The following is a 13,156-nucleotide window of genomic DNA, read 5'->3' as shown; positions in this document are numbered from 1 at the left end:
GAGGTCGGAAGGGGCGGGAAGGCACGTGCGGTCGGGTGCGGGGCGGCCGGCCTGCGGGGCCGGCGCGGTCAGCCGGTCACGGACTCCGCCGTCGCCGTGCCGTGGACGGTCAGCGGTGCGCTGTAGAACAGGCCGGTCAGGACGGGCCGGTAGGTGAGCCGGATGCGGACCTCCACCTGCTGGGCGCCGGCGGACACGCAGCCCGAGGCGGCCACGTCAGCGGAGGAGAGGCCGGACCGGCCGGCGAACTCGGCCACGCGCGCGGCGCAGTTCTCGTAGTTGATGGGAGCGTTGCGGCCCTCGCTGGCGCGCAGGGCCTCCTCGTCGATGTCCTGTGCCGCGTACCTGGCGGCCTGTTCGGCGATGTCGGCGGCGCGTTCGCGCTGGGAGATGGACAGACCGCCGTCCACGACGAACGCGGCCAGCACCATGAACAGCAGCGCGAACATGATGACCGCCGCGGCGCCCGAGCCTTGGTCGTCGCACGCCGCGCGGACACGCCGGACCAGAGCCCGCGCGCCTCGGACCCGCGCCCGGCTCATCCGGTCCTCCGATAGGGGTCGATGGGTGAACTGGAGCGCCCCGAGATGTCCTTGGCGATGTCCAGGCCGAGCATTCCCAGGCCGCGCACCCGGCAGCTGACCTCGACGGTGAACAGGCCGCCCGAGCGGTAGTCGCTGCCCGCGTCCCTGACGGTCACCCCTGAGGCGCAGGTGCCCTTCAGGGTGGCGGTCGCCGCCTGCTGCGCGGCGGTCATCGCCGCGGCGTGGCTGCCGTGCTGGAGCGATCCGGCGCGCGCGGCGTCCCGTGCCGCGCTGTCGACGGCGCCGCGCCCGTCCACCAGTTGCCCGAAGGCGACCAGGACGAGGATGAACAGGATCATCACCGGTGCGAGGATGACGACCTCGATGGTGGACAGGCCCGCGTCCGACCACCGGCTCCGCGTACCGAGGGCCGGGCCCGTTCTTCGTGCCTGCGCCACCGTGGCCACGCTCACGCGCCCCCGTCCGGTACGAACCGCTCCACAGGACCCTGGGAGATCGCGTACACGTCCAGGTCGAGACCGGGGAAGACGGACGGCACCCGGGCGCGGATCTCGACGCCCACGGTGTTCTGCTCGGGGTGGAGCATCTTCACGTCGGGGTCGAGGATCAGCTCGGGCCCCAGCTGCTCGATGTAGGAGCCGGAGGTCTCCCGCGCCCTGGCCCGCCAGCCGCCCGGGTCGGCGTCGGCCTCCTGGCGGGCCTTGCGCGCTCCGGCCTGCGCGGCGGCCTGCGCCACGTGGTCGGCGAAGAAGTACAGCGCGAACTGCACCGCCGCGAAGATCAGGAAGAACAGCACGGGGGTGAGGATCACGAACTCGATCGCGCTCATGCCGCGCTCGCCGCGGTGGGTGGCCTCCACCCCTCTGCGGCGTACGAACGCGGCGAGCCGTCGCTCCCCTCCCACTGCCTGCCCCCTACTCGCAGGTGCCGTCCTGGTCGGCACCGTCGATGCAGTCGCTCACCTTGTCGGCGCCGTTCTTGAGCGCCATGTTGATGATGGCGGCGACCACGCCGACGATCGCCACCACGACCGCAGAGATGATCACCCACTCGACGGCCGACGCGCCGCGGTCCAGCTCGCCCGAGCGGGCCCGCTGGACGCGGCCGCGCAAAAACGTGACGAGGAAGTCGAACGCGGGATGACTGACGGAGCGAAACGGGTTGCGCGAGGTGTTCGGCATCGTCCCAGTCCTTTCTGAGGCACAGCTGCGGGATGTCACGTCCGGGCGTCAGATCTGGAAGACGCGCATGGCCGCGGGGTAAATGAGGAAGACGAGGAAACCAGCGCAGAGCATCAGCTGGGCCACAAGCATCGACTGGGACTTCTCCCCGGCGCTGCCCTCGATCTCGGCCAGCTCTCTGTGCCGCATGGTCTCGGCGCGCGAGGAGAGCGAGGCGCGTACCTTCGCGCCGTCGTCCGCCACCAGCGCCAGTGAAGCGGACAGGTCCTTCAGTTCGTCCACGCCGAGCCGTACGCCGAGGTCGCCGAGGGCGGCCCACTGGCTCTGCCCGGTGATCCGCGCGTCGGCGAGGGTGTCGCGGATGCGGCGCAGCGCCCATCCTTCGCTGACCTCGCTGGCCGCTTTCAGGGCCTCGGGCAGCCCGCGGCCGCCCGCCAGGTTCATCGCCACCAGGTCGAGGTAGGCACCGACCACGCGCCGCAGGTCCCGGCGCTTGGCCGCGGCGTCACGCCGCACCTCCAAGTCCGGCAGCATGAAGAACAGTGCGGCGAAGAACAGCGCCAGCCACACCGGGATCAGCGGGCTTCGCCCGAAGCCGATCAGCCAGGCGACGGAGAAGAGGAAGGGCCCGAAGAACAGCCCGGCCGCGCCCAGCAGCACCTTGGTGGCCAGGAAGTTCTCCCAGCCGCGCTCCAGCACGTCCAGGTCGGAGCGCAGGCTGCGCAACTCCCAGCCCTGGCGCAGGTACAGGTCGCCGATGCGCGCACCGAGCCGGGCGCGGACGGCGGCGAAACCCTTGGCGTCCTGCGCCGCCGTGCTCCCGGGCTGGTGGGTCGCGGCACGGGCGCGCAGCGCGTCGATCTCGGCGACCGAGGCGACGGCGCCCTTCTTGCCGGGTGCCAGCGCGCGGACGAGCAGGAACAGGCCGAGGCCGACGAGGGCCCCGGTGAGCGCGGTGAGAGTCAGTGCGTTCACCGCTCCAGCACCTCCTTGTCGTCCGGGGCGCCCGGCGCCCCCGGCAGGCCCTGAGCGCCCGGCGTGCCCTGTGCACCCGGTGTGCCAGGCTGCGCGGCGCGCGGTGCCTGCGCCGTCTCGCCGGCCCGCACCAGGAACCGCTGCGGCGTCTCGATCCTGGACAGCTTGCGCAGCCACCAGAAACCGCAGGCGAACATGGCGCACACGCAGGCGAGGATGGTCTGGCCCAGCGGGCTGCCGTACGGCTCGACGAAGTCCCGGTTGAAGACGGCCAGGCCCAGCACGAACGCCACGCTGACCCCGACGACGATCTGCACGCTGCGCCGCGTCGAGGCGCGCTGGGCCATCACCCGCTGCCGCATGTCGACCTCCTCCCGCGCCGACTTCGCCAGCGCGCCCAGCACCTCGCGCAGGCCGGGCCCGCGCAGCCGCGAGTTGAGGATCAGCGCCGCGACGACGATGTCGGCCGACGGGTCGTCCAGCTCGTCCGCCAGGTGCTGGAGCGCGGCAGGCAGCGGGGTGCGGGCGCGCAGCCGGTCGATGAGGGCGTCCAGGTGCGGCCGCAGCGAGGGCGCCGCCGCGCGGGCCGACGCCGGAATGGCCTGTTCGAGGCCGACGGCGCCCGCGATGGTGTCGCGCAGCGACTCCGTCCACGCCGCCAGCGCCTCCACCCGCTTCATCCCGGCCCGCTCCTCGCGGGCACCGCCGAAGAGGCGGTCCCACAGGAAGACCAGGATGCCGGTGGCGACGGCCGCGACGGGCCAGCGCGTCAGCAGCAGCACCACCAGGCCCGCGCACACGGCGATCGAGCCGCGCTTACTCATGAACCGCGCCAGTTCGGAGGCGCGCTTGCCCGCCTCCGCGCGCTCGCTCGCCGGCTTGGCCGGCAGGCCGCGCAGCGCCACGATCAACAGCGCGATGCCGCCGCCGACCGCGACACCGCAGGCCAGCGCCGAGAGGGTGGCCAACGAGAAGAGGCCGCCCGCGGTGACGGAGAAGGCCGAGTACGCGTACGGCATGCCACTCACCCCCAGTTCCCGGTCGGCCGGTATCCGAAGACGGCCAGCTCCTGCGCGCAGGAGACCGGCGCGTGCGCCAGCAGCCGCCCGTCCGGCGCCTCGGCGAACACCTCGCTGGAGAGCACCCGCCCGTCCACACCGTTGATCTCGCGGACGGAGGTGACCGCACGCGTCAGCCGCCCCCCGGTGCTGTAGGCGTTGCGCCGCTCGACGAAGACGACGAAGTTGATGGCGCCCGCGATCAGCATCTGGGTGGCCTCGATGGGCAGCCGCTCGCGGGCCTGGAGCGCGTAGGTGGACACGCGGTTGAAGACCTCGCTGGAGCTGTTGGCGTGGATCGTGGAGAGCGAACCGTCGTTGCCCTGGGTCATCGCGTTGAGCATGGTGACGATCTCGTCGCCGAGCACCTCACCGACGATCACCCGCGAGGGGTTCATACGCAGGGAGCGGCGCACCAGTTCTGCCATGGTGATGGCGCCCTGGCCCTCGGAGTTGGGCAGCCGCTCCTCGAACGCCACCACGTTCGGGTGGAGTTCGGGGAACTGGTCGAGCCCCAGCTCCAGGGCCCGTTCGACGGTGATCAGCCTCTCGTGCCGGGGTATCTCGTTGGCGAGGGCGCGCAGCAGTGTCGTCTTCCCCGCGTTGGTGGCGCCCGCGATCATGATGTTCTTCCGGGCGCGCACCGCCGCGGTCAGGAAGCTGCCCAGCTCCGGGGTGAGCGTGGCGTTGCCGACCAGGTCGGAGATGAACACCTTGCCCATCCGGGCCCGCCGGATCGACAGCGCGGGACGCCGCGTCACGTCCATCACCGCCGAGAGCCGGGAGCCGTCCGGCAGCCGCAGGTCCAGCTGCGGATTGGCGGTGTCGAACGGGCGCGAGGACAGCCCCGAGTAGGCGCCGAGCACCTGGATCAGCTCGACCAGCTCCTCGTCCGACTCGGCGACCGGCTCGCCGTGCACCTCACGGCCGTCCGCGTAGCCGACGAACACCTGGTCGTAGCCGTTGACGTCGATGTTCTCGACCTCGGGATCGTCCAGCAGCGGCTGGAGCCTGCCGACGCCGAACAGCGCGGCGTGCACCGCCGCCGCGTACGCCTCCTCGGAGTGCGCGTCCGGCGGGGTGCGTCCTGCGTTGATCTCCGCCCGCGCGTACTCCTCCAGGATCTGCGCGATCACGGCGCGCGCGAACTGCCGCTCGTCCTCCGTGGTCATCGGCGCGACACCGGACGCCTGGTCGATCCTCCGCTGCTCGGCGATCCGGTCCCCGGCCTCCTGCCGGAACCGCTTCACCAACTGGTGGTCGACGACGCTCTGGACGCTCACGACCCCGCCTCCTCGTCCCGCGGCGGCCTGCCACCCGGGAGGGGCACGGGCTCAGTCGGTGCGGGGGCGGGCGGCCTGGGCCGCCCGCCGATGGGCCGGAACTGCTGCGTGGTCTCGCCCACGCCCTGTCCTGGCGAGCCGGCCTGGCCGGCCGGGCTGTCGGGACCGGCCTGGCCGGCCTGTGGACCGTGCCCGGCTTGCGGGGGCCGTGGAGCGTGTGGGGGCTGCGGGATGTGTGGGGGCTGGGCGGCGCGTGGGGGCTCGGTGGCCCGCGGCGGCTGCGGGGCCTGTGGGGCCGGTGGGGCCTGTGGGGCTTGGGCAGCGTGTGGGGGCTGGGCGGCCTGCGGGGGGCCGGGGGCGTTCGGGGCGGGTTCCGTCCACGTCGGCCGGCCCCCGTACGGGCCCTGGGGCTGCGGGTGCGGCGGAACGGGTGTCGCGCCGGTGTCCGCGCCCGGCAGGGCGCCCGGCACCGCCGGAGGCGCCCCGGCGCCCGGTGACATGCCGGGCGACGGCCGGCCCGCGGGAGAGCCCGTCGTCCAGGAGGCGGCGTACTGCTGGTGGAGGTCGGTGGCGACCTTGCGGACCGAGCGGACGAGGAGGGACCGGTCCACGCGGCCCCGGCGCCGCCCTGCCAACTGTTCGGCGCCCGCCGGGTCGTGGGCCAGGACGCCGACGACCCTGGCACCGGCGCGGGAGGCGACCAGCATGTCGTTGACCTGGCCCGCGACCTTGGAGGCGCCCTGCGCCTCGGTGACCAGCAGCACCCCGATCAGCGGCTGTGCCAGCTGCGCCATGCCGCGCTGCGGCCCGTGCAGCCGCGCGGCCAGAGCCAGCGCACGGTCCCGTACGCGCGCGATCTGCTCCGGCTCGCCCCGCGCGACGAGCAGCACCAGCGCGGCGTGCGGGAAGAGCGCCACCGAGGCCGCCTCGGGTCCGATGCGCCCGCAGTCGGCGATGACGTCGGCAGCCAGCTGCGGGTGCGGGGTGTCGGCGAGGGTCGCGAAAGCGCGTCCTACGGTGTCCCACTGGCCCGCAAGCCCGGCCGACTGCTCGGCGTTGCCGAGCCCCACGAGCACGTCGAGTCCCCCGGAGAGCCGCTGCCCGTGGTCCCACAGCTGTTCGGGGGCGAGGCCGCGGCGCACGGCGGCGGCGAGCGAGAGCATGCCGGTGTTGGGGTCGAGCGGCCGGCCGTCCGTGCCGGGGCTGCGGTAGACGAGGTCACCGCCCGCGGTGTCCGCCTCGGCCAGCAGGGCGCGGCGCGGCCACACCGCCGCGAGGGCTACGGCGGCCGTGGTGACCCCCGGTGCCCCCTTGTCGGCGGCGAGTGCGATCAGCGCCATCCGGCTACGCCTTTCCTCGACTCTGTCGGCTCTGTCAGCTCTGTCGGCTCTTCGTCGGAACGTCTGTGCGGCCTGGTGACCGGCATCCGGGTGCCCGTACGGGGCACCGCGGTGCCGTAGCGGACGACGACACCGCCGCGCGGGGCGGTTCCACGGCGGGCGCGGCGGTCCTGGACCGGCGGGTGCGGTCCCGGCGGGAGCCGGTGAACGGTCACGGCGGGCTCCTGCCGGCCCGTCAGCCGCCGCTGCCGGAGTCGAGCACGAGGGAGACCTCCCCGTTGGAGGCGGCGGCGGTCAGCTGTGCCACGTCGCTCTTGTCCACGACGACCGAGACGGGCAGGTTGCCGCTGGAGGCGACCGAGTCGCCTCCGTCCTTGCTGATCGACTGCACCCGCACCCCCTCGGCCAGCGCCGCGCTGCCGCCGCTGCGGCCGCCGCTGCCGCTCCCCGTCTCGTCGTCGGAGCCGCCGTCCCCGCCCGAGGAGGCGCTGCGGCCCACCCGGTAGGCGGAGACGGTGTCGCCCTCCTCCAGGCGCGGCGGGTACTGGCCGCTCTTGAGGGACAGCCCGACCACCGCCTTGCCGGGTTCGAGGCCCTTGTCCTTGGTGAGCATGCTGCCGACCAGCACGGTGCCGTCGACCAGGTCGGTCGCGGTGCGGTACTTGGTGAGCAGACCGCGCTGCTCCCAGCGCACGTACTCGATGTCGCTGTCCTCGGCGACCATCACCGACTTGATCGCCGAATGGGGGACGGGCTGGCCGCGGGGCACCCGCTTGGTCAGGGCGACGGCCTCGACCCGGTCACCGGCCCGCATCACCAGGACGGTCGCACCGAGCGCGCCGAGCAGGACGAGGAGAACGGCCAGCGCGGCGAGCGCCGGCTTGCGTTCGCGGGGTGCCGAGGGCAGCCGGTCCCCGCCCGGAGCGGGGAGGGCAGCCGTACGTCCACCTCCGGCGGCGCCTCGCTCCTGGGTCTTCACCTCACCACCCCCGTGGCTTGTGCGTGGGCTTGTGCGCCGCGCGTCGAACGTGTCACAACGAGAACCTGCCCCCCACCGCCGAGCCGGTCATCCCCCGCGATCCGGCCGACGCTCACGCCATGTAAATCCAAGGCACAGTATCAACACCCCCCCACCCCCTCAAGGCGGTTCCGGGGCCATGCGCCGCCACCGGGCGGGCAGTTCGCACCCGGCGGCGCCCGGTTCCGGAGGAAAGTGCTCCGTTTTCCGGCGCCGGGCTCCTGGCCTGGTGTGCACGGACGGGTCCGCACGAGTACGGTGTCAGCGCGGCGTCAGGATCACGCCAAAAATGTCATAGGTGTGCCGGGAAGTCTGGTCGGCGATGCGGGGACGTATCCCCGCGTCCCGCCCGTACCGACCCTCCGGAGCCACCATGACCCCGCCCCCGTCCCCCGCGGACGACGGCCGCGCACCGCGCCGGCCCGAGAGCGCCCCCGACGCCGCGGAGCCCGACACGTCCGGGACCACACGGTCGGGCGGCACCTCCGACCCCGCGCAGCCCGGTGACACCGACCCCGCGCAGCCCGGTGACACCGACTCCGCGCGGTCCGGTGCCCGGGCCGCGCTCTTCGCGCGGCCCTCCGCCAAGGAGCGGAGGCTCCTCACCGACGCGCTGCGCACCGAGACGGTCGGCGGCACGGTGCTGCTGGCCGCCGCCGTGGTGGCGCTCGTCTGGGCGAACACCCCGCTCGGCCACCTGTACGAGACCGTACGGGCGTTCCACTTCGGCCTCCCCGCGCTCGGCCTCGACCTGTCCGTCGAGCACTGGGCCTCGGACGGCATCCTCACCATCTTCTTCTTCGTCGCCGGCATCGAGCTCAAGCGCGAGCTGACGGTCGGTGAACTGCGCCGCCCGGCCGCCGCCGCGCTCCCCATGGCCGCCGCGGTGTGCGGCATGGCCGTACCCGCGCTCTTCTACGTCGCCGTCAACGGGGCGCGCGGCGGCAGCCTCGACGGCTGGGCCGTGCCGATGGCCACCGACATCGCCTTCGCCCTCGGGGTCCTCGCCGTCATCGGCACCAACCTGCCCTCCGGCATCCGCGCCTTCCTGCTGACGCTGGCGATCGTCGACGACTTGGGCGCGATCCTCGTCATCGCCGTCTTTTACACCTCCACCCTCAACTGGGCGGCGTTCGCGGGTGCCGTCGCGGGACTGGTGCTCTTCCGCGTCCTCCACGTCAACCTCCGCGTCCGCGGCTGGTACGTGTACGTGCCGCTCGGCGTCCTCATCTGGGGGCTGGCCTACAACAGCGGCGTGCACGCCACCATCGCGGGCGTCGCGATGGGACTGCTGCTGCGCGTCGCCCCCGACGACCCCTCGGACCCCGGCAGCACCTCCCCCGCCGAACGCGTCGAGCACCGGGTCCGCCCGCTGTCCGCGGGGTTCGCCGTGCCCGTCTTCGCCCTCTTCTCCGCCGGCGTCGCCGTCTCAGGATCCGCGCTGGGAGAAACCTTCCGGCAACCGGAGGCGCTCGGGGTGATGCTCGGCCTGTTCGCCGGCAAGTTCGTCGGCGTGTTCGCCGGCACCTATCTGACGGCCCGCTTCACCCGCGCCCGCCTCAGCTCCGACCTGGCGTGGGCGGACGTCGCCGGGGTCGCGATGCTGGCCGGTATCGGCTTCACCGTCTCGCTGCTGGTCTCCGAACTGGCCTTCACCGACGCGGCCGTCACCGAACACACCAAGGCCGCCGTCCTCATCGGCTCCCTCGCCTCGGCGCTGGTCGCCTGCGTCCTGCTGAAACTGCGGGACGCGAAGTACCGGGCGCTGTGGGAGGAGGAGACCCGGGACGAGGACCTGGACCGCATCCCCGACATCGACCAGGAGGTGGACCCGGTGCGCCGCCCCACGGAGGCCGCCCGAAGGCAACGGGAGCGCGACGACAACTCCTGACGCCTTCCCTTCCTCTCCCCTCCTCTCCTCTCCTGGAGGTCTCTTTCTACGGTCTTCCCGCCGAAGCGCCCGTCGGGCCTCCCGCCGAGGCGCCCGTCGGCTCGATGTCGAGCCGGAGGAAGCGCGGCCGGTACAGCGCCACGTTCCGCTGGATGGCGCCCGTGTCGGGTCCCAGCACGTTCACGTCGTAGCTCAGCAGCAGGCCGTCGCCCCCGCCGCCCTCCCCCGGACGGGAGAACTCCGGATGCGCCTGCGGGTTGTACGGCACAGCGCCGGAGCGGCCCGCGCCCTCGGGCAGCGGCGGCTTCGCCACCCGGTGCGGGCCGCGCCAGGGGCCGGTCGGCGAGCAGGCCCAGTACGAGACGACATCCGTGATGCCGCCCCCGTCCGGGGCCCCGGCGTCCATGGTCAGCAACAGCCAGCCGGCACCGTGCCACACCACCGTGTACGTTCCCGTGGCGCCGCGCTGGACCGTCCTGCCGACGAGTATCGGCTCGGACCCGGCCGGCTCCGACCGCCAGCCGCCCCCGGACGGATCCACCGCAGGGGAACCGCTCCAGTACTGCCAGGCCTCCGGGTCGTCCAGCTCACCGCGCGGCACACGGGCCACGTGCGCGCGGGACGCCTTGCCTTCGACGCTGCCCTCGTCGGCCCCGAAAACGTAGGTCCACCGGCCGCGGGACAGCGCCGAGGTGCCGTACAGCACGCGGCGTTCGGGGTCGGTACGGCGCGGCCGGTCGAGCGTGGTGATGCCCTCCAGCCGCAGCTCGGGCAGCGAGAACGTCGCCACCTCGGTCGCCCGGGGCACACCGAAGACCCACGGCGCGCTGCCCGCCTCGCGCTGCCACAACAGCACCCTGACGACCTTCTCCCGCGCTCCGGGCCGCCGCCGCTCCACCACCGCCTGCACAGGCCAGCGCCACACCTCGCGCCCGTCGGCGGTGGCGGTACCCCCGAACAGGGCCGCCGGCCTGGCGTCGGTACCCCCCAGGAGCGTCCGCTCGAAGCGCCCGTCCTCCGACATCACCTGCGCGGAGTTCCGCACCCACACGGGGTCGGGCCGACGGCTGCGGTACCCGCCCGCGTCAAACACCTGGTCGAGGAAGGTGTCGGCGAACAGCCACAGTGTCCGCCCGTCCGGCAACCGCACCGAGCGGGTACCGTCACCGCCGGTCCAGTCGTCGGGCCGCGCGTTGTCGTTCCCGTACCGCGCCAGCTCGGCCGTCGCCCGTTCGTCCTGACGCCAGCCGGTGACGCGCGCGCCCGAACAGCCACGCGTCGCCTCGTCGCCGGGCACGGACAGCCCCACGCCGAGCAGGACGAGGACCGCCACCAGCCCCACCCCGAGGCGCCACCGCCGCCCCTCCGGCCCGCCCGGCCTGTTTCTTCCGCTCGTGAACCGTCCCTGACGCCGCATCGGGCCCAGGCTAGGCAGCGGCGGCCGCCGCGCGTACAGCACGCGACCCACACAAACGAGGCCCCGCGACTCAGCGCGGTGACTTGACACGCGAGGCGAGCCCGTCGCGCCCCGGCGCCCGGCGCTGTCGGTGCCACCGCCTAGAGTGCTGCGCACACGAGGGGCGAGAACAGGCGGAGCACGGGGGCGAGAGCGATGGCAGTTACTGCCGCCCAGAGGCAGGGGCCGGGGCCCGAAGGCGGCGGTCCCGGGCGCGGGGGCGATCCTGAGCGCGGGGGCGATCCCGGACGCGGTGTCGATCCCGAGCGCGGTGGAGCGGTCGGTACGTCCAGTGGCGAGGCTCTGCTCCGGTCCGAGCTGGCGCCGCGCGAGCTGTGGGCTCGGGTGGCGCTGATCATCGGGCTCTGCGCGGGCTGCGGCTTCCTCGCCTCCGGCATCTACGACTACACGCACGCGGGCCGCCCCGAAGGGCTCGCGGCGAACCTGTCCCTCGCCGTCGGCGCCGCACTCGTGCCGACGACGCTCGCCCTGCTGGTCCCGCTGCGGGCCCGGAGCCGTGACCGGCGCAGACTGATCGAGCTGTACGGCGTGCCGAGCGGCAGAGACAGAATGGGGCACGGGCTGCGGGGACGCCGCTGGGGCTGGCTGGGCATGTCCGTCCTCGCACTCACCTTCGCGTTCGTCTTCCTCGCCGCAGGGCTCGGCCAGGCCCTCTCCTCCGACCCGTACGAGGAGCCCGACCCCACGGTCTACGGCGCCATGCTGGCGTGGGCCGTGATCCTGACGGCAGCCGGATGCGCGGGCATCGCCAAGAGCCGCAGGTACCGGGCGAGCACGGGCGTGGCCACGGGCAGGTACGGACCGGGCACGCCGGACGGCACGGGCCGCACCACGACGCCCCCCTCGCCCAGGGCCGCGCTCTACGCGCGGCTCGGCGGGCAGCCCGCCGCGCCGCACCGCCTCAGCCCCCGTCTGGACGCCCGCGTCCAGCGGCTCTCCCGCCCCGCCGCCCTGACGCTGGCGACGTCCGCCGCACTGCTCGGCTGCGCGCTCGCGGGCGCGACGACGCTGGTGCCCCGGTACGTGGGCGGCGGCAGACCCCTGTTCTGGGTGCTTCTCCTGCTCACCGGGGTCTATCTGCTCGCCCTGCTGCTGGAGTTGACCCACTACGGGCCGCGGCGCCGCTATCTGCTGCTCGTCCTCCTCGCAGGGATCGCCCTCCTCCCCGTCGCCGGGGTCGGCTACTCCACCTCCGTCCTCCTGGAGCGCGGCGCGTGGGTGCACGTCGAGGTGACCGCCGAACAGCACCACGCCAAGGGCGGCCCGACGTGCGAGCTGCGCTCCCTGTCACCGCGGGTGGTCCCGGCGGACACCGGCCTGAGCATCGGCTGCGGCGGCGCCGAGGTCGGCGACACCTTCCGTGTCTACGCCGACCCGCAGGGCGAGGCGGGCCCGCGCCGCTCGTCGCCCGGCAGCCTGGCGAGTTTCTTCGTGGGCTGGGGCGCCGCGAGCACCGTGCTTCTGGGCTGCGCCGTGGGGGCCGCGCTCCACGGCCACCGCCGACGCGCCGAGTTGGGACTCACCACACGCGAGGGTGAACGCTGATGCCGCCCACCGACAGCGGACTCGGTGCCGGGGCGAAGCCCCCCGCGGAGAAACCTGCGCAGCCCGTCCACCCCGACGTGCCGGTCTATCCCGACCTGGCGGGCAAGGTGGCCGTGGTCACCGGCGGTTCGCGTGGGATCGGGGCCGAGACGGGCCGGGCTCTGGCCGCACAGGGCGTCGCCGTCTGCCTGGTGGGGCGGGACCGTCCCGCGTTGTTCGCGGTGGCCGAGGAGATCGGCAAACAGGGCGGCACCGCGATCGGTGCCGTGGCGGACGTGACGGACGCGGGCGCCCTGCGCCGCGTCGCCGACCGGGTGGCCGCCGAACTCGGCCCCGTCGACGTCCTCGCCGCCTTCGCGGGCGGACGGAGCTCCCTCATACCCACCCCGGACCTGACCGAGGAACGCTGGCATCAGGTCCTCGACTCGGAGCTGACCTCCGCGTTCCTGACCGTCCGCACCTTCCTGCCCGGCATGGTCGAACGGTTCAGCGGCAGCATCCTGACCCTGTCGTCGTCCGCGGGCCGCCAGCCCGGCCAGGCGAACCTCGCCTACGGCGTCGCCCACGCGGGCCTCACCATGCTGACCCGCCAACTCGCCACGGAGCTGGGCCCCCAAGGCATCCGCGTCAACTGTCTCGCCCCCACGGCTGTCCGCACCGAGAAGACGGCCGCCGCCATGCCCAAGGAGGTGCAGCACAAGCTGGCCCTCCGCCACCCCCTCCGCCGCATGGGCGAGCCCGGCGACGTCGCCTCGACCGCCCTGTTCCTCGCCTCCGACGCCGCGGGCTACCTCACGGGCCTCACCATCGACGTGGCGGGCGGCCGGATCACCAACTGACGGC

13 protein-coding genes are annotated in these 13,156 nt (G+C 73.9%); 3 read left to right on the top strand and 10 right to left on the bottom strand.

The annotated features are described in order from the left end of the window. Nucleotides 1-68 precede the first annotated feature (68 nt). The 9 genes from DQ392_RS25975 to DQ392_RS25935 all read right to left on the bottom strand — a co-directional run bounded on the left by DQ392_RS25975 (nt 69) and on the right by DQ392_RS25935 (nt 7,361). On the bottom strand, nt 69-542 hold the full coding sequence (locus tag DQ392_RS25975; RefSeq protein ID WP_114018148.1) for a pilus assembly protein TadG-related protein: 474 nt from the start codon (nt 540-542) through the stop codon (nt 69-71). After that, nucleotides 539-982 carry a TadE/TadG family type IV pilus assembly protein gene (locus DQ392_RS25970; protein WP_114018625.1) on the bottom strand — a complete coding sequence of 148 codons (444 nt, stop codon included), beginning with the start codon at nt 980-982 and terminating at the stop codon, nt 539-541. The genes DQ392_RS25975 and DQ392_RS25970 overlap by 4 nt, the downstream gene beginning before the upstream one ends. Before the next feature lie 11 nt (nt 983-993). Further along, a complete protein-coding gene (locus tag DQ392_RS25965; protein ID WP_114018147.1) occupies nt 994-1,449 on the bottom strand; it encodes a TadE/TadG family type IV pilus assembly protein in 456 nt (151 codons plus the stop codon). Nucleotides 1,450-1,459: 10 nt separating this feature from the next. After that, nucleotides 1,460-1,726, bottom strand: a complete 267-nt coding sequence (locus DQ392_RS25960) for a hypothetical protein (protein ID WP_114018146.1) — start codon at nt 1,724-1,726, stop codon at nt 1,460-1,462. Between the two features lie 48 nt (nt 1,727-1,774). Next, nucleotides 1,775-2,701: a type II secretion system F family protein gene (locus DQ392_RS25955; protein ID WP_114018145.1), complete on the bottom strand. Its 927-nt coding sequence runs from the start codon at nt 2,699-2,701 to the stop codon at nt 1,775-1,777. Next, entirely contained in the window at nt 2,698-3,720 is a 1,023-nt protein-coding gene (locus tag DQ392_RS25950) for a type II secretion system F family protein (RefSeq protein WP_114018144.1), read from the bottom strand. The genes DQ392_RS25955 and DQ392_RS25950 overlap by 4 nt, the downstream gene beginning before the upstream one ends. Before the next feature lie 5 nt (nt 3,721-3,725). After that, nucleotides 3,726-5,042, bottom strand: coding sequence for a TadA family conjugal transfer-associated ATPase (locus DQ392_RS25945; RefSeq protein WP_114018143.1), 1,317 nt, complete (start codon nt 5,040-5,042; stop codon nt 3,726-3,728). Beyond that, nucleotides 5,039-6,382, bottom strand: coding sequence for a hypothetical protein (locus DQ392_RS25940; protein ID WP_114018142.1), 1,344 nt, complete (start codon nt 6,380-6,382; stop codon nt 5,039-5,041). The genes DQ392_RS25945 and DQ392_RS25940 overlap by 4 nt, the downstream gene beginning before the upstream one ends. Nucleotides 6,383-6,617: 235 nt before the next feature. Continuing rightward, complete coding sequence (locus DQ392_RS25935) at nt 6,618-7,361, bottom strand: hypothetical protein (protein ID WP_114018141.1); 744 nt, start codon at nt 7,359-7,361, stop codon at nt 6,618-6,620. A gap of 412 nt (nt 7,362-7,773) precedes the next feature. On the opposite strand from DQ392_RS25935, the gene nhaA reads away from it, so the two are divergent. Continuing rightward, nucleotides 7,774-9,291 (top strand): Na+/H+ antiporter NhaA, encoded by a 1,518-nt coding sequence (gene nhaA, locus DQ392_RS25930; protein WP_245981976.1) that lies wholly within the window; start codon nt 7,774-7,776, stop codon nt 9,289-9,291. Between the two features lie 46 nt (nt 9,292-9,337). Here the strand turns inward: nhaA and DQ392_RS25925 are convergent, their stop codons facing one another. Then, nucleotides 9,338-10,624 carry a glycoside hydrolase family 183 protein gene (locus DQ392_RS25925; protein WP_245981974.1) on the bottom strand — a complete coding sequence of 429 codons (1,287 nt, stop codon included), beginning with the start codon at nt 10,622-10,624 and terminating at the stop codon, nt 9,338-9,340. Between the two features lie 279 nt (nt 10,625-10,903). Between DQ392_RS25925 and DQ392_RS25920 the strand changes: the two genes are divergently transcribed. Together DQ392_RS25920 and DQ392_RS25915 are read left to right on the top strand one after the other, a co-directional pair. Then, nucleotides 10,904-12,313 (top strand): hypothetical protein, encoded by a 1,410-nt coding sequence (locus DQ392_RS25920; RefSeq protein WP_147266573.1) that lies wholly within the window; start codon nt 10,904-10,906, stop codon nt 12,311-12,313. Beyond that, nucleotides 12,313-13,152: an SDR family NAD(P)-dependent oxidoreductase gene (locus tag DQ392_RS25915; RefSeq protein ID WP_114018138.1), complete on the top strand. Its 840-nt coding sequence runs from the start codon at nt 12,313-12,315 to the stop codon at nt 13,150-13,152. The genes DQ392_RS25920 and DQ392_RS25915 overlap by 1 nt, the downstream gene beginning before the upstream one ends. Nucleotides 13,153-13,156: the final 4 nt, after the last annotated feature.

The organism is Streptomyces reniochalinae, from assembly GCF_003323735.1.
Lineage (GTDB): Bacteria > Actinomycetota > Actinomycetes > Streptomycetales > Streptomycetaceae > Streptomyces > Streptomyces reniochalinae.
The sequence above is the reverse complement of the archived record's forward strand: the minus strand, read 5'-3'. Positions and strand labels throughout refer to the sequence as shown.